This is a genomic window from Saliphagus sp. GCM10025334, from assembly GCF_042663485.1.
In the GTDB taxonomy this organism is placed as follows: Archaea; Halobacteriota; Halobacteria; order Halobacteriales; family Natrialbaceae; genus Natronosalvus.
On the sequence record NZ_JBHTAF010000006.1, the window covers coordinates 92,144 to 109,476 of the forward strand.

The 17,333-nt window shown below is 51.3% G+C and carries 13 protein-coding genes; 7 read left to right on the forward strand and 6 right to left on the reverse strand.

The annotated features are described in order from the left end of the window. Positions 1–48: 48 nt before the first annotated feature. Complete coding sequence (locus ACFQO4_RS18535) at positions 49–1,986, reverse strand: archaea-specific SMC-related protein (RefSeq protein ID WP_500262336.1); 1,938 nt, start codon at positions 1,984–1,986, stop codon at positions 49–51. A 962-nt stretch (positions 1,987–2,948) separates the two neighbouring features. On the opposite strand from ACFQO4_RS18535, the gene ACFQO4_RS18540 reads away from it, so the two are divergent. Beyond that, positions 2,949–4,151: a Cdc6/Cdc18 family protein gene (locus ACFQO4_RS18540; RefSeq protein WP_500262337.1), complete on the forward strand. Its 1,203-nt coding sequence runs from the start codon at positions 2,949–2,951 to the stop codon at positions 4,149–4,151. A gap of 167 nt (positions 4,152–4,318) precedes the next feature. Continuing rightward, on the forward strand, positions 4,319–4,954 hold the full coding sequence (locus tag ACFQO4_RS18545; RefSeq protein ID WP_500262338.1) for an IS6 family transposase: 636 nt from the start codon (positions 4,319–4,321) through the stop codon (positions 4,952–4,954). 8 nt (positions 4,955–4,962) lie between these two features. Here the strand turns inward: ACFQO4_RS18545 and ACFQO4_RS18550 are convergent, their stop codons facing one another. Both ACFQO4_RS18550 and ACFQO4_RS18555 read right to left on the reverse strand, forming a co-directional pair. Then, positions 4,963–6,759 carry a thiamine pyrophosphate-dependent enzyme gene (locus tag ACFQO4_RS18550; RefSeq protein ID WP_500262339.1) on the reverse strand — a complete coding sequence of 599 codons (1,797 nt, stop codon included), beginning with the start codon at positions 6,757–6,759 and terminating at the stop codon, positions 4,963–4,965. A gap of 495 nt (positions 6,760–7,254) precedes the next feature. Beyond that, complete coding sequence (locus tag ACFQO4_RS18555) at positions 7,255–8,361, reverse strand: Bug family tripartite tricarboxylate transporter substrate binding protein (RefSeq protein WP_500262340.1); 1,107 nt, start codon at positions 8,359–8,361, stop codon at positions 7,255–7,257. 442 nt (positions 8,362–8,803) lie between these two features. Between ACFQO4_RS18555 and ACFQO4_RS18560 the strand changes: the two genes are divergently transcribed. Continuing rightward, a complete protein-coding gene (locus tag ACFQO4_RS18560) occupies positions 8,804–9,580 on the forward strand; it encodes an HpcH/HpaI aldolase family protein (protein ID WP_500262341.1) in 777 nt (258 codons plus the stop codon). Between the two features lie 3 nt (positions 9,581–9,583). Here ACFQO4_RS18560 and ACFQO4_RS18565 read toward each other — a convergent pair whose 3' ends face one another. After that, positions 9,584–10,039: a hypothetical protein gene (locus tag ACFQO4_RS18565; protein ID WP_500262342.1), complete on the reverse strand. Its 456-nt coding sequence runs from the start codon at positions 10,037–10,039 to the stop codon at positions 9,584–9,586. A 224-nt stretch (positions 10,040–10,263) separates the two neighbouring features. Between ACFQO4_RS18565 and ACFQO4_RS18570 the strand changes: the two genes are divergently transcribed. Then, a complete protein-coding gene (locus ACFQO4_RS18570) occupies positions 10,264–11,577 on the forward strand; it encodes an MATE family efflux transporter (protein WP_500262343.1) in 1,314 nt (437 codons plus the stop codon). Between the two features lie 402 nt (positions 11,578–11,979). Further along, a complete protein-coding gene (locus ACFQO4_RS18575; RefSeq protein ID WP_500262344.1) occupies positions 11,980–12,594 on the forward strand; it encodes an MBL fold metallo-hydrolase in 615 nt (204 codons plus the stop codon). Positions 12,595–12,657: 63 nt separating this feature from the next. On the opposite strand, the gene ACFQO4_RS18580 is transcribed toward ACFQO4_RS18575, so the two are convergent. Then, positions 12,658–13,479 carry an arylamine N-acetyltransferase family protein gene (locus ACFQO4_RS18580; RefSeq protein ID WP_500262345.1) on the reverse strand — a complete coding sequence of 274 codons (822 nt, stop codon included), beginning with the start codon at positions 13,477–13,479 and terminating at the stop codon, positions 12,658–12,660. A 305-nt stretch (positions 13,480–13,784) separates the two neighbouring features. Between ACFQO4_RS18580 and ACFQO4_RS18585 the strand changes: the two genes are divergently transcribed. Continuing rightward, entirely contained in the window at positions 13,785–15,371 is a 1,587-nt protein-coding gene (locus ACFQO4_RS18585; protein WP_500262346.1) for a phytoene desaturase family protein, read from the forward strand. Positions 15,372–15,451: 80 nt separating this feature from the next. On the opposite strand, the gene ACFQO4_RS18590 is transcribed toward ACFQO4_RS18585, so the two are convergent. Beyond that, positions 15,452–16,099, reverse strand: coding sequence for an isochorismatase family protein (locus tag ACFQO4_RS18590; protein WP_500262347.1), 648 nt, complete (start codon positions 16,097–16,099; stop codon positions 15,452–15,454). A gap of 77 nt (positions 16,100–16,176) precedes the next feature. Here ACFQO4_RS18590 and ACFQO4_RS18595 point away from each other — a divergent pair, with 77 nt between their 5' ends. Next, a complete protein-coding gene (locus ACFQO4_RS18595) occupies positions 16,177–16,911 on the forward strand; it encodes a class II aldolase/adducin family protein (RefSeq protein ID WP_500262348.1) in 735 nt (244 codons plus the stop codon). Positions 16,912–17,333 lie beyond the last annotated feature (422 nt).

Sequence of the window (17,333 nt, forward strand, 5' to 3'; positions counted from 1 at the left end):
GCGTTCTAGGTACAAGGTTCCAGTCGACTCGGGGAACTAGGTCCTTGTTTAAATCGATGTCACCCTTCTATAGTTGTCATTAAGAGCGGCGGCATCTTCAGGTAGCAACGCGACGACAACCGTCTCAGCGTACTCACTAAAGTAATCAACTAATTTCGAAATACGGTCTGAATCAATCGCTTCGAGTGAGTCTAATAGCATAAACGGAACCTCCTTATGAACGTCATGGGCGAGATATCCTGCTAGGGCGAACACCAGCCCTGTTACCTCACGCTCGCTCTCACTGAGGTGATCGACGGTATCCTCGTATGTTCGTCCGGCCTCGTTTTGGCGAATAATATGAAGGGTGAACGTTGATTGTGCAACGCTTCGCCGGCCTTCTTTCACCGTTTTCTCGGCCTTTTCGATCCAGATACGTTCAATATTCTTGTATTCGAGTGCCTCCAGAACGGACTCCATGTGTTCGTTGAATGCCTCAACTGATTCGTTCTCAATTTGGTCAATACGTGTCCGGAGATCAGTCAATCGATTCGCAACCGCCTCACGTTCATCCCGGAGATCATCAATACGGTCGATCGCAGACTCCGATTCTTCGATATTCGCTTCCACGTCTTCGAGTTCCGTTCGTTTCTGCTCAACACGGAACTCAGCCTCACTGACGGCTTTCTGTCGATCCAACGTTTCACTCTCGCTTTCTTCCTCGAGTTCGTTCACCGTTTCCTCGAGATCATCGATACGGTCACGGAGCTCAACTTCCTTTTCTTCGAGATTCTCGAGACGTGTTTTCCGCTGTTCAAGTTCAGATTCGTTCTGTTCCTGACGCTGAAGGAGCGTTTGACGACGTTGTTTTGTCTCCTTCGCAGATTTGAGAGTCTGTTTTCGGTCGTTGATATTCCTCTGCAGCTCATTTCGCTCTGTAGACTTGGCTTCTCGAAGCGATCGAAGACGATCAATCGTGTCCTCAATTTGGGTTTTGTCGACTGTGGAACCACAGGTCCAACAAACGACAGAGCTGCCATCCTCAAGAAGCTGGTCGGTCACTGAACCAGTGCTTGACTCATTAAGCGCTGCTGTGATCTCAGGATTTGTCCCCTCAAGCATCTCCTCGTTGAACTGGATAATGCTCTGGAGTTGAGTTATACTCGAGTCGACGGATGATTTTTGTTCACGGAGGGTTTCGAGGTCGGCTTCGACTGCCGCTGGATCATGCTCGAGTGAGTCAGGAAGTGATTCGAGTTCCTCGCGAATTCCTTCAATCTGGGTTTCAAGTCGCTCGATACTCTCCTTTTCCGTTTCCTGCTGGAACGTGGTCTCCTCGAGGTCGTTCCGAGCCGTTTGGAGAGCATCCAGTTGTTCATCAAGATCGTCATCTGTTGTGTCAGACTCGGCTTCACGAGCTTTTTCGAGTTCAGCCTGCCGTTCCTCAAGCTCAGATTCGGCATTCTGGAGTTTTTCACGAAGGGTTTGGCGTCGTTCCTCGAGAGCAGGAAGCTCTGACTTGCGTTCGGCAAGTGATTCGATTTCCTGGTCGAGACGACGTTTTTCGGCCTCGGCCTGTTCGATGTTAGCTTTAATCTCATCCGTATCGACGGGCCGCATGATAACATCGCGAAGGTCCTGTCGCTGGCTGACAGCCTGGCGAGCGGCATTCGATTCGAGTAAGAACGCAAAGAGATCAGCCAGCGTAGCATCCTCGAGAAGGGGATCGCCGTTGGTCACAACATGACCGTTTTGGCGATCGAACCGCCGTTCGTATGTCTCATCGCCGATAGTGAGCGTGACCGATCCATGATCTGCATCGGCTTTCAGCGAGGCGTGATCGCTTCCAAGGGCTGCCATGATTGAGCGAAGGAAGGACGTCCGGTTTGTTGCGTTTTCTCCAGTAAGGATATTCACTCCAGTATTCAACTCAATCGACGTGGAATCGATTCCACCGATATTCTCGACGGAAACACGTGGTCCCGCAGATATTTGTGGTGAGTTCATAATACATTGTTTAACACGTTGCACTTTTATAAATCATCAGTATGAAAACCCCTGGAGGGTTTGTTTGAGTTTAACGTAACAAGCTAATTCCACGAAGTCTCTTGAGGCCTTTTAGCTCACTACTGAGGATGCTAAGAGAGGAATTGGTTCACCCTCGAGATTGAATGATTGGATAATTTAACAGTCTCATAATTGGGACCTTTCAGGAGAAGTTCCTAAGAGACACACCCCTCATTGCCGCTGTATAAGATGCAGAAGGTAGCTGAGGAAATAGCTGCGAGCGATTCCAGATATTTTGTTGATAATATCACCGATCCATTCAATACTGCAATCCCTGGCATAGTTAACTATAAGTGTCCTAGGTGTGTACAGTTCACTAAGTATATTGAACAACACGTTCAAGACGTCTTGAACAACAGGTTTTCTTTCCAGGGGAAAACAGCCTCTGGATCTCTTTTCCCTTCTCATCGCTAGGTCTTTACCAGATAGTCCTGGTATGAGTTTCGTGGTGATAGCTTGCTGTGAACAACGTTCTTCTCTCATTTCTCGTGGAGTCCTTTTGAGGTCTATACAGCGGCAACGTGGGGTCTGCGTGTTCTGTTACAGCGGCACTCCGGGGTCATTATCTTACTTCTCTCCCTTTCTCTCAGGGCTTTTTCCTCTATACAGCAGCAATGAGGTCCTAAGAACCGCGCGCAGAGGGGTCGTCTGACATCTGGCATACAGCGGCAATGAGGGGTGTTTCATTAAATCGGTATGTGAGTTACCTTCTACCAGCCATGACAATCTCATTCAATTTACTGAGCTATACAGCGGAAATGAGGGGTGCGTATCGTTGCTTACAGCGGCATTCTGGTGTGAGCATCGCCTTTCTGAGCCCCTGTGTGGTCGATATCCCACCCATACAGCGGCAATCTGGTGGAAAGAGTTAAGTCTCTTTCTGAGAATACATCATCAAGAAAATGCCCGATTCCCGCGACTACTTCACTCGAGAAAACGAGATCTTTCGAAACAAAGATCTCTTACAGGTGTCCCACCTACCCGATGGCGACCGAATCATCGGTCGGGAACAGGAACTCACGAATCTTGCCGGCGCAATTCAGCCCGCACTTACCGGAAATACGCCGAATAACGTGCTCGTATACGGAAAAACAGGTACTGGAAAGTCCCTCTGTTCGAAGTTCATCACGAACCAGGCAATCTCTCGAGCAGCGGACAATGGTGTTACAATCGGTGTAGCCTACGTTGACTGCCTCCAGGAGTCGACCGAGACACAGGCTGTCCAATCACTCGGTCATCAGCTCAACGACAAAGATACGACGGGTATCTCGATCCCACACTCTGGCTTGAGCACATCGGAATACTACCGCCGTCTGTGGCAGATAATCGACCAACAGTTCGATGCCGCACTCGTCATCCTCGACGAAGTCGACAAAATGGAATCGGACGACATTCTCATGCAGCTCTCTCGAGCGGTTGAATCCGGAAAGCTCTCCTCCAGTACCATCGGGACGATCGGTATCTCGAACAAGATCCGATACAAAGAATCGCTCGATGAACGCATCAAATCGAGTCTCTGTGAACGCGAGTACGTCTTCCCTCCATACGACGCGACCCAGATCCAGGAGATCCTCCATTCACGATCGGATGCGTTCCATGACGGCGTCCTGGAAGAGGGTGTTGTTCCTCGAGTTGCTGCGTTAGCTGCACGAGAACATGGTGACGCACGTAAAGCGATCGACATCCTCCGATTTGCGGGGGAAATAGCTGAGGAACAGGACCTCGAAATCGTTTCTGAAACCTGTGTAAACCTCGCACACGAACGAGAGGAGACGAGTCGACTAGCAGAGTTGATTTCAAAATCGCCTAGTCATGCCAAGCTCGTCCTCGAGGCGATGGCTTTGCTCGTCAAACAACCTGATCGAACTGGCGACACGGTGCAGACGACGGAAGTCTACGATCTGTACAAACGTCTGTGTGAACGCGATGACTCCTCACATTTGAAACTCCGGCGTGTTCGCGATATCCTCTCGGAACTCGAGTTTCTCTCTATTATCGAACAGGAACGTAAGTGGGCTGGGAAAGGAAAAGGGAACTACATGGAAAACCGTCTCGTCGACGACCCAGACGTAATTATCGCAGCCTGCGAAGAATCAAGTCGTTAAATATACGCTGAGTGAGCGGACTCGGGTCCGTTCACGCTTCTATGATTCCTCAAATTCTGTCGCTAGAATTCGCTCGCTTCTCAAATTGACCTAACTAAACACTGCCGTGAGCAGGGTCGTGTTTAGTTAAGGCTGAAGGATGAGGCGAGGTGATTTTCAGATGGCCTATGGCGAAAATCGCTTGCCTCAGTGGTCGTAGCGACTGGATCGAATTAGACGTTGTGGAGCGAGAACGGACACTGCGTCAGCTGATGAAGCTCGGTATTCGGCTCCATCTTGCAGGGTTGTCGCTTTCGAATACTATTTCAGAACTTGAGAAGTTCGGTGTCGAACGGTCGCAGAAAGCCGTCCACGGCTGGGTGCAGAAGGCAGAGTTACAGCCCGCCAGTAACGCGAGTCCGGGTCAAGTCGCGCTTGACGAGACGGTGATCCGAATCAATGGTCACCAGTTCTGGCTGTACGCCGCTGTCGATCCCGAGACGAACGAATTCCTGCATTTAAGCCTCTTTACAACGACCACGACGGCATTGACGCAACGGTTTCTGCGAGAGCTTCGTGAGAAACACGACGTCGATGACGCCGTGTTTCTCGTCGATCGAGCACATCATCTATCGGCTGCATTGCAACGAGCTGAGCTTCGATTTCGACCCGAACGCCACGGAAATCGGAACACTGTAGGACGTGTCTTTAGAGAGATAAAACGACGTATTTCTTCGTTTAGCAATAATTTTAGCCACGTCGATTTAGCGACTGCCGAAACATGGCTGCAAGCCTTCGCCGTCTGGTGGAATTCGCTAAACTAAACACGATGTTACTCGGACTGACAGACGACGTCAACGAGTACCGGTGAACCGTTCTTCGCGTCCTCCCAGGCTGCTGTCAGTACCTTATTGAGCTCTGCAGGATCTTTAACGGGCCCGTATCCAACGACACCCATTGCTTCGGCGATCGAGGCGAAGTCCGGTGACGGATCGCGGTAGCCCGTGCCAATAAGTGCGCTTTCGTGAGTTGAATCGCGGCCACGGCTTTCGGCGAGATTCATCCGGTGATTAGTCGAGTTGTACATCTGCCGATTGTTGTGCATAACTGCCATAAGGGGGATGTCATAATGCCCAAGCACCCACAACGCGTTCACGTACTGCATGAGGTCGCCGTCAGGTTGTAGACTAACCGGTATACGCCCTGTACCTTTGTAAGCGAGTGCAGCCCCAATCGACGCACCGATACCGTATCCGACCCCAGCGCCGCCACCATATCCGCCGATATACTGATCGAATTCCGTAAACTCCCAGAGCTTCTCAGCCCATCGGGGAAACATGTTGTTGACGAGGACCCAGTCATCGTCTTGAATGACATTCCATGTCTCTCCAGCCAATCGTGCTGTCGAGATCGGTGAATCATCCCAGACTTCTTCGGCTTCCTCTTGGAACGCGGTTCGAAGTGCCTCATTCTCCTCTGTGAGGAGATCGTATCGATTTGCAACGCGCTCTTGTGCCCGCGTGTCGTCCTCAAGTTCTTTTCGAACAGCTTCTGCGAGTTTGGGGTTAGCAAGCGTGGTATCCGCGAGGATCGAGATATCTGTCTCGCGTGCAGGATACGTGTTTGGAAACACTCCCGACGCTTCGAGTTCGTGCGTTCCGATTTCGATGTAGGTAAACTCCCTGTCGATTGCGTCCGTCAGCTTCTCGGAACTATCCGGCGTTACGCGATCAATATCCCAGACGTCAAGCCCGAGGACGACATCAGCCTTCTCATAAATGTCACTTCCTGAGAAGTATAGCGGATGTGTCGTCGGGAAGTTGAACCGACGCCATGCAATATCCATTACTGGTGCTGCCAGGGTTTCGGCTAGGTCAACAAGTCCGTCGACAGCCTCCTGGGTATCTCCAACTGTATCAACCAAGATCAGCGGCATCTCCGCATCTGTGAGGTGGGCTGCTGCCTCCTCAATTGCGCGGCTGTCGGGGGCCATCCGCGAAGGTGGATCAAATTTTGAAAAATCAGGCAACTCGAGTGGTTCCTCAAGTTCGTTCTCCTGTAAACTGTGATCTATCGTGATATATGTTGGTCCCATCGGCTTCGTCTGTGAGATTTCGGCTGCTCGAAGAAACGACTCTGCAACACCGTCACTATGGAGCGGCTGGTCATCCCATTTCACGTAATCTCGGACGAGGTTTCCCTGAATGTTCGCGGAATGGATCCAGTCGATCCACGGCCGACGGTGAGATTTCCGCAGTGGACCAGTTCCGGAAAGCATTACAATCGGTACCCGGTCGATGTACGCATTGTAGATACTCATAGCGGCGTTCAACGTCCCGACGACGTTGTGCAGAATACAAAGGCTGGGCTCGCCAGTTGCCTTCGCGTACCCGTGTGCGATAGACACGGATACGCCCTCGTGCGGCGTCTCGATTGTTTGTGGAACGTTGTTATTGTAGTTGATGAGCGATTCTTCGATCCCCCTGAACGATGCTCCGGGGTTGTACGTAACGTACTCGAATCCATATCCTTTCACGAGATCAGCAACAAAGTCGGAACCCCATCGTTGTTCCGAAACGTCTACTGCTTTAGTCTCTCTTGCAGGGGGTGACCCGTTTTTTTCAGCCATGTCTGTACCCTTATCGCCACCACTCAAATAGATTATGACATTTTCTAATCACATAGTCCAAAGTGAGTTTGTCCCTATTCGTTACGATCACTGTCCAGCACTGTCTAGGTGAGAATAACCACAAGGCAAGGCCCATTCTATATGTTGCGGACCCTATGACGCCATTATATAGTACTGTACAATGGGCCTCAAGCGACGAGCAGAGAGCATTCGACTACCTCAAACACTTCTCACAATAAGTGATTATCTCATCTTTCATCAAGATGCTACGACAGCCGCTGAGACGTTGATCTACGTTAAAAACGCTAAAGTAGACATTGCCTGATTCGCCGGAACGAATTGTCGATTAACTATGAGATACGAGATATATTAGGGGGACTGCTGAGGTTGGCGACTTAATCTTTCGCTTAGAATGATAGTCTGCTACATTCTCTTCCATTAAAGTACAAAATCCATATGATTCGACTGTAAACAAGTGATAACTCGATTCAGGAGCTACTCCATCAGTTCTTGTAACAGGTCCGCTTCGCTCTCCCAGATTTCGAACATCTGGTTTGTAGCAGTAGTCGCAAGGTCCATGCCGCCGGGTTGGTAATCGCGTTCGGCTTCCTCGATCGCATCAAGATAGCGTTGATCGTCGAACGTCTCGAGCAGCGCTTGCTCGAGAACCTGAGCGCGGTCTTCGGGCACGTCAGGCGGTGCACAGATGATTCGTGGGGCTCTGAACGCATCGATAGCGGCCTGCCCGTCTGGCGCATCAAGATCGGTCGTACTTGGTGTATCATCCCAACCTGGTTCGTCGTCATTGACAAACGTGACGACGGGTTCGCTTACCCCATCTTCGATGTACGGAAGGTTAGAAGCAATCCCGGGGCAATAGAGGTCAATTTCGTCTCTATCCATCGCGGCCATCGCGTCGCCGACGCCATCGTAGTGGACGAAGTCAAGGTCGTCTATCTCCCACCCGCCAGTGATATTCCCAAGGACGAGCGGGAACACATGACCTGTAACGCCGACACCCGGCGAACCCCAAAGGCCGGTCGTTACCAAATTGACAAGATCGTCCCAGGTTTCGACCGGATCCATCCCTGCACGTTGGACGATACCGTAAGTTGAGACTGACACTTGAGCCAGGTTAGTAAACTCTGACACTTGAAACTCGACATCGTTAGGTTGGCCGATTTGTTGGTGAACGGTTGAAAGACCGTGTCGAATCATTAGCGTATGCCCATCGGGCTCTGCGTTCCAGACTTCGTTCGTTCCGACAAGACTCCCTGCGCCCTCAACGTTCTCGGCGACGATTTCCGGCTCATTCGGTAGATGACTTGACATTATTTCTGCAATTTGGCGTCCGTACCAATCGTATCCACCACCTGGTGAGAACGGGATAACCATCCTAAGCGTGTCATCTTCAGCTGGCCAGTCTGCGCTGGAGTTACTGTCCTGATTGTCATCGGTGCTGCCATTTGCATTGCCGTCAGCATCATCGTCTGAATTATTGTCATCTCCCCCCAGACAGCCGGCTATACCTACGGTCGTGGCTGTGCACCCAGTCGCTATGAGAAACTGCCGTCTACGTACGTTTGACCGGTTATTTTGCATGGTCAATACAGATATACCTTCAATATATATAACCGTTCGCCTAAATATTTATAATTGTTCTATAATATCTATATTTATAATTAATGTATGTGGGGCCTATTAAACAATCCATTCGAACACGTTTGCTATTCATTTGCAGCAATATAGGTAATGAAAAGAGCAACACGGGACGATTATTATAACGACACACGTGGAAGCATCAGTTCGGAGAAGGCGACGGTTTCCTGTCTCTGTCATCTTTGAGAATGGGACATCCATATTGGAGAGTACGAGACTTCTGAACAGCGAATCAAAGGAAGTGCCGTTCGGATTTACTAATCGAGAAACATTATATTGTTAGAATATATTTTCACTGTGATATGAATCCGAGATGAGTCAGTACGGTTCACTCTATCAAGCCAGTCCTAAAAAGCTATGCCAGTACCCCCGAAATAGATAGGCTATGCAGTGGCAAAATGACTTCCGCCAGACGATAGAGCAGGATGAAGCAGTACTTGGTGCTCGAGCCACCACAATCTCACCACCCCTGATTGAAGTGTACGGATCAATCGGCTTCGACTTCGTGTGGCTCGATTTCGAACATTCGGGCCCGAGTGCGACAGACAGTCCAGTTCTCGAGAACCTCTCGCGGGCAGGTGAAGTCGCCGACATCGACTTGCTACTTCGACTGCCATCTGGGGAACCTAATCTTGTTCGTAAGGCACTTGATGCTGGTATCCGAACCCTTCTTATCCCTCGCGTCGAGACTGCTACCGACGTCCGCAGGGCAGTTAAAGCATCTCGCTTCTACTACAACGGTGGGGGCGGTGAACGAGGCTCTGCATCTGGGAGATCGTCGATATGGGGGTCACCGGCCGACTATCCTGCTCGTGAAGATCGTAGCGTCTGTGTCGGTGTCATGATCGAGAACCAGACTGCCCTCAATAACATAGACGAGATACTGGCGGTTCCCAAACTCGGATTCATCTTCGTCGGCCCGGGCGACCTCTCAGTCTCACTGGGACATCCGCTCAAAAAGGAGCATTCGGCGGTACAGGAGGCCATCGAGACGATCCGTACTCGTGCACTCGAGAATGAGGTGCCGATCGGTCGGATTGCGAACGATCCCAATGCCGCTCGCACGGCGATCAACGATGGGTACCAGGTCCTTCGTGTCGGAGACGAAATGAGCGCGACGAGAACGGTTCTCGGCGATCGCCTAGAGCAAATTACGAAATGAGCGTCAGACTTTATAGCTGTCCGTTTCTGAACTATTCGAGGGAGCCACGGACTTTTCACCTCCCGCTTCGTCAGTGACGAGGTTTATCAGCATCTTTTCGAGTTCGTGCTGTCGTTGTCCCATCGCCAACCAGTCGATAATGAACGAGAAAATGCCGCCGAACGTGAACCTTGAGCGAGTGACAATCATCTCCTCATCGGTATCTACTGTGATCTCCGTCAGCATCTCCTCGAAGGGCCCCTGACCCTTGCGTTGTTCGTATCGATAACCGTCTTCGATCCGCTCAAACTCGAGCACCATTTCAATCTTCTCGTTTGCCACGGTAAATACTTGGTCCGTTTTATCGAACGACCCGACGCTATAGCTATCCATGTAGTCGATGATCGCTTCCGGCGTAAGACGATCACAAACCGCCGCTGGCGACGAAACGACGTTAGCTCTCGCGGTAACTTCTTTCATTAACTCACATTGTGTGGGATGTGGTAAAAACATTGATGACTCAGTAGGTCGGATGACGTTTTAACGCGAATGAGCTGATGCTCGCAGAGGGTAATACAGTCAATGATGCTGGCCTCAATATGAATGGTTAACCTGCTTTACAGACGACTGTAGATAACGTGTTCAATGCCCGATATTCAATCTGGTCGATTTGTCAGAAAGCGGCTTTACTGGCTGCGCCGGTGATGGTTGAAAAGGTGTTTCGGACATCAATGCGGACGACCGATGTTGTGGTTGCGGGACTGCTTTCACCAGTGGCGGTGGCTGCTGTCGGCACCGGTGACGCTTTCAGTCAAATTATAACTCGAATCGGAAACGGGCTTGGTGACGCGACAATTGCCCTCTCCAGCCAGGACACTGGCTCGGATGCGATCGAAAATCGAGGAGAAGCGATATCACAGGCCCTTATTCTCGGCATTCTAGTGGGCATTCCATTTGTGTTCTTCGGCTTGGCGTTCAGTTACACTGCAATCGCTGTCCTCGGCGCAGAACGCGAGGTCGTTCAGATGGGTGGGCAGTATCTGATGATAATTATGATCGTCGCACCGCTCATTCATTTATCACGCATCTGTGTGCGAGCACTGCAGGGAACCGGTGATACGCAGACACCGATGTACATCAGAGGTGGGACCAACATCCTCAATCTCGTTGGCACAGTGGTGCTCGCGTTTGGTCTCGGTCCATTTCCCCGCCTCTCGGTCTTGGGAATTGCACTGGCAACAGTCGTGGGGGAGACCGTCTCAGTGGTGTTGTTCCTCTGGGTGATGTATCGACCATCAAGCAACCTACAGTTTCGATATCCAACTAATTTAACAATCACGAAACAGCTTGTGGCCGTCAGTGCTCCTCGGTTCGCAGAAGGCGTGGTTGTGATGATAGCCGAACTACCTTTCAACGCCGTGCTTTTCTTCATCGGAACAGAAGCAAACGCAGCGTACCACATTGGAAGACGAGTATATCGACAGGTCGGCCACCCTGTCGCGAGCGGCTTCAATATCGCAGCAAATATTCTCGCTGGCCAGTCGCTAGGGAATGATCCAGAGACAGCGTACGTATCCGGATTAGTGACGACCGCTCTCGCCATTGTCCTTGGGGCTGTCCTCAGTGCGTTGCTATTCATTGCTGCCACACCACTTACTGCACTATTTACGTCAGATCCGGAGACAGCTACTCTCACTGTTGGTTTTGTTCGAACGTTTGCGATTGCTGGCGTATTTTATGTGAGTTACAGAGGATTCGAAGGCGGACTCCGAGGAGGAAGTGACACGCGAAATCCGTTCTTTGCGACTCTGGTCGGAATGTTTGTATTCTTGCTCGGAACGTCGTACGTCGGTGGTGTGTATCTTGGCTACGGCTTAATTGCGGTGTATTTCGGGGTGGTTTTGGACTACAGCTGGCGGGCAGTCTATCTCGGGTATGTTTACTATCGGCGCAACTGGATCAAGTACGGAACGTCGTTAATGAAAGACCGGGGAAGCATACCGTCCGAGGAGGCGTAATCGGTGTCACGCCTGCTGAAACCGCCCAATTCATTTGTTATACAAGTCTGCTTGTAGACAATTCGGAATTACGAAACGCGATGTCACTGAAACCGTTACAAACATAAGCTTGTAACAATCTTACGAATATGATCTATAGATGCCGAATGAGGATGTTTCACACACACATGGGAAAAAATCACATTCGCAAGGTCGTTCGGTCACTCCGAATCTTATGAACTGCAGCACACACCTTGTCTTTATCGTCAAATGTGCCTGGGAGACCGCAGCCAGAACGCACCTATAACCCCATCACAAAAATTGGATATGACAATAATTCTGTGAGTGATGACAGCACTAAGCGTGCTGAGAACCTAGTCCAGAGAACAATCTATTTACCCTATCCGAGAGAACGTTGAACATATGCCAACCGAAATACTCGATAGCGTCTACGACGTTACATGGAAAGAAACGCCTGGTCGACGATGGCGGTCATACGTCCTCGACGGTAACATACCGACGGTAATTGACACGTGCCTGGCTGATAGCGCGGACAGGCTCGTCGACGAAATCAACCAAACTGGTGTGGCCCCTGAACGGCTCGTTATCACCCACGGTGACCCCGATCACGTAGGTGCCTACGACGAGATTGTTGCCGAGTACGACCTCGAGACAGTTGTGCCTGAGCAGTCGGAACTATACGCCGACACCGTTTTTAGCAATGGCGACACCGTCGGTCAGTTCGAGGCGGTTCACGTGCCAGGTCACGCCGTCGACTCTTACGTACTCGTCGACGAAGACGCATCATTTGCCGTATTCGGTGATGTCGTCGTCGGCGGCGACCTTCGCGGCCTTCCTGAGGGGACGCTTGTTCTACCCCCCGAAGTATACTCTGACGATCTCGCCGCCGCAGAGCGAAATCTCGAGACGTTGCTCGAGTACGAATTCGAAGCGGCGCTCCTCTTTCACGGTTCGTCGGTACTCGAGAACGCAAGCGAACAAATCGAACGGTATGTCAATTTTCCCGGGAAGCCGTAGTCACCAGTTAGCTCGGGACTCAAGCATCATCGACCGAATTTTCAGTTGTGGGAACTCCTCGTTTTACCGATCGTCACTTGAGCTCGTACGGTGTGTCTTACCGAGATGAATGTCGAACTCTCGTTCGAGCACATCGCTCCACTCCTTTCGAGAGACCGGAAATCTTTCAATTGTACCACCTTTGTCGATGGTCAGGGTTGCGGTCGAGAGCGTTTTTCGTCCCGCTTCGGTTGCAACTGAAACGACCGGATCGTCGTTGAACGGAGCGTCGGGATGGGTTTCGTGATATACACCGTCCAATTCGAAGTCCGTCATCGACTGTGGAGTCGTCCGAAAGAGATACCGGCTGGTCCAAGAGGGCTCTGCATGTGCTTGAGACTGCACGACGAAGTCGGCATCCGCGCGTTCGCTTTCGATAACCCGCCACGAACCGTCTACCGTCGAGATCGGTGTGCCATCGATCGGAAGCGGCTGACGGATGACATCGCCGAACCCGACATCAACGACGAACGGCTGCTCAAGCGCAACGAGTAGGCTGAGGTGACTCTCCCGAGAGTAAAGCTCACCTGTATCCCTGTCGTATACTCGTCCGGCAATGCGTGTTACATCCATGCCGAGTTCGGAGAGAGCCCACCCGAAGAGGCCATTGTGATCATAACAAAGCCCTCCGCGTCGATGGTCGACAAGCTTATCGTAGATATCTGACAACCTCATCGAGAGCCCCTCTCCGACCCAGTCATTAAACGGACTGCCGACAATCGAGAGATTGTCGAACGGGACGCTAGTGACGTGTGCTTGCTGGAGCCCGGCGATGGTCTCGAGATTCGCATCCAGTGCTCGATCGGGATTGAAACCGATTCGCTGATAATACTGCTCGAGTTCCATACACCTGTATCAGTGCACCGGAAGATAAAATGCAGCGGTTGGTGCGATTTCGTACCGATTCCGTCGCTCAATCACTGGAAATAACAAAAGGGAGATGACTTCCGGTGCCGAAAATCTTACCATTGCTGTAACCCGTCTATCCGACCCATAGCGATCGGGTTCCATATGCTGGTTCCACCAAGATGATTACTCGATTGTCAACATTATCTTCCATAAATTTTAATACATGTGAGAACTATTATGGCGTTACCATGGGTATTATTCCCGGTTGATTTAAATAGACTGCTGAGAACTCTTCTAGCGAGATGGTAAACGAATACGATGTCGTTATTATTGGATCTGGCCATAATGGACTGACAGCTGGTTGCTACCTTGCGAAAGCTGGGCTGAACGTCGGCATATTCGAAGAGCGCTCAGAACCCGGTGGAGGAATGTTCACTGAAGCGTTTGAGGACAACCCGCAATTCCTCCGAAACAACCACGCGATCAACTTTCTCAACGTTCGGGAATCACCGGTTCATCGCGATCTTACGCTTGAGAGATTTGGTGCCCAACTCATCGAACCGGTCGCCAAAATGGGCCTCCCAACGATGGATGGTCGAGCGCTAGTTCTGTACTCAGATCCTGCAACGACGAAACAGGAGATCTCCAGGTTCTCCGAACAGGACGCTGAAACATATGAGCAGTTGTACTACGAGTGGATGCAACTAGCAAACGACATCCAGCGGCCCGAGTGGTACAATCCACCACGAACACTCGAGGAGCGCAGAGCACAGTTTTCAGGATCAGAAAAGGGCGAGCAGTATCTTGATATCATCACGCGCTCACCGGTAGATGTCATCACCGAACACTTTGAAAACGAATACGTACAGGGATTGTTGACGATCATGGATCAGGCCGTCGGGCCACATCCATTTGAGACGGGTCTCGACGGATCGCTAATCCATGCTTTCGATGGTTGGCATAATCTGCAAATAGCCCGCGGTGGCTCGAAGGAATATGCGAAAGCGCTTCTCAACTGCTTCCAGCACTTTGGCGGGGAGCTCCACTTGGACAGTCTGGTCGATTCTGTTAACATCGAAGACGCGACGGCAACTGGAATTACTCTCGCTGACGGAACCACTATCAGGTCCGACCGGGTCGTCTCGAACGTACACTTCCCACAGACGTACCTTGACCTTGTTGGAGCGGAACACCTGCCAGAACAGTTCGTCTCGGAAATCGAAAACGACTACGAATTGATGGAAGGGCCGCTTTTCGGTGTCCACCTCGCACTGGACGAGCCGCTGGAGTTCGCTTCGGCCGAATTCAATCCTGATATACAGCGAGTCGTGAAATATGCGCTCGGAATCGAATCGCCCTCCGATATTCAACGAGTCGGCGAATCGGCGAACGCGAACGCGCTCCCCGAGGAACCGGTCATGAGTGCTGGCTCGCTCACAGTACTCGATCCATCGCAGGCACCGCCGGGAAAACACACGGCGTATCTGTGGGCACCGTCGCCGTGGGATGTTGAGGATGAGGGTCCCGAACACTGGGACGAGGTAGAGGGCGCGTTCATGGAGACGTGTATCGACAAACTGTCTGAATACGCCCCGAACGTACGAGCGAACGACATTATCATCGATCAGTACGCGTTCTCGCCACTCGATATCTCACGGACGCATCGGAATATGATTCAGGGAAGTCGGAGCGGCGGCAACTACGGTCCTCATCAGCTCATGGAAAACCGGCCATCGTACAGCGGTCCAATCGACGGATTGTATTTGTCGGGGGCGCCAACGCACCCCGGTGGGAGCATCACTTGTGGCCCCGGCTACAATTGTGCAGGTATAATCGTCGAAGACGCTGGCATCAACCCCTGGTGGCAAACGCCCTCTGTCGATGTCTAAAGCGCCATCGCTCGGTTACACAATTACACACAAATGTTGAATCGATTTCGAAACTACTTCTCCCATGTACCCTATTTGAACTAACGTCTGATCCGTTCGATAGCCAGTTTGACTGGCGTCACGTCAGCGTATTTCATATCCATGTCGAACAGTGAGATCTCGTGAGAAATTTGTGAACGATCGGCGACACCCTCTTCAACAATGATTACATTAAAGTTGCTCGAGTGACCGTCAACAGCAGTCGCACGGACACAGCCGCTCGTGGTAAGCCCCGTTAGGAGAATCGTATCGACACCCCATCCCATCAGTATTGACGCAAGGTGTGTGTCGAAGAAGGCACTTGCCCGCGGTTTATCGAGCAGGTACTCATCGTCCCTGCGATTGAGTCGCTTATCTACCTCATTGATCCCGGTTCGCCCCGGTGAATCTTCCGCCTTCGGCTTGGTCGTTCCGCGGTAGCCGTCGGGAAGATTCGCATCCGGTCTCGTGAAGACGACTGGAATATCTGCAGCTCTGGCTGCCTTCAGCAGTGCTGTCGTTGCTTCGACGGAGCGCTCGCCTTCGGTCGATCGCTCGCCGGTGAACTCGTCGGTCATGTCTACGACTACGACGGCAGGAGACTCTCCCCAGCCGATTCGTACGCCGTGACCACCTCGGTCGAAATACTCGAGATCGCTAATTGGAATACGCTCTGGGATGTACGCGTCTTCAAATCGTTGTGAAACCATAGGGGTATACTCGCATAAGGAGACAAAAACCTACGGATTAGCCTCGGGTTCATTCTATACCATTCAGAATGTTTATCATGGACTGGTTCATTGTAGAAGTCATGGAAGTGAACCAGATGAAAGAAGATCTCGCGAGAGCCAACCGTATCCTCTCAAACGAAGAAATCTTAGACGGATTCGGTCATGTCTCCGCTCGCCATCCGGACGGCGACAAGATGCTCGTCTCTTCGTATCAGTCTCCGGGCCTTGTCCAGGTCGAGGATCTGATCGAGATGTCTCTCGACGGTGATGTGCTGACCAAGGGAGTCGACGAAATTTACAGCGAGAACGTCATTCACAGAGCGATCTACCAGAGTCGAGATGACGTCGGCGCGGTCATCCACTGTCACGCACCGCCGTTGATCCCATTTACAGTGACTGACGCAGAGATCAAACCAGTGACTCATCAGGCATCACCCTTCCACGAAGGCGTTCCGACGTTCGACGACTACGATGACGAACGGGGACGGATGGTTGTCACCGAAGCAGAAGGCGCTCGAATGGCAGACGTACTCGGCGACAAGCAGGCACAGCTTCTCGAGGGACACGGCATCAACATTGTCGGAAAGAACGTGCGCGAGGCGACCGTACTAGCCATGCATCTCGTCCAGAACGCCGAACACCAGCTCGCTGCGGAGGGACTTGGCGATCCGAGATATTTCACCGAACCGAAAGAGACGCTTGAGGCGACGGCGAATGACACGGTAATGAAGCCGAGAACGATCGGGCGGGCATGGGGGTACCTAGTGCACAGACTAGGCGAAGAGGAGTAATACTCGGTTATTGGAGTGTGCGTTCAGCCAGTGACATTGCTTGTATCGAATAACAGTAGCTGTGTTCCGCGAGCAACTCGAGAATATGCTCACAGTCAGTTCTGTTGGATCGAGATCATCCTGAGCCAGAAGTTTGCTAGCTCCGATTTTGTCCGTTCTTCTCCGAACAGCAATTGACGCTCACCACCAAAACCGAGCTGAATCGAACGGCTCGAATATGGATTGGCATTTATCATCACTACAGTGTGAAGTTTCAGTTTGTGGGTCATCGGCTCCAAACCAGGTATTGCTTTCCGTGGCGGTTTATCCTTCCCGTGGTTCGCTCGAATAATGGAGAGTGTCCCCACCGCGTCTTTTAATCAAGAGCTTCGACTCCCGATCTCCTCGATATAAGTCACTTAACTGAATGTTTATAGTCGTTT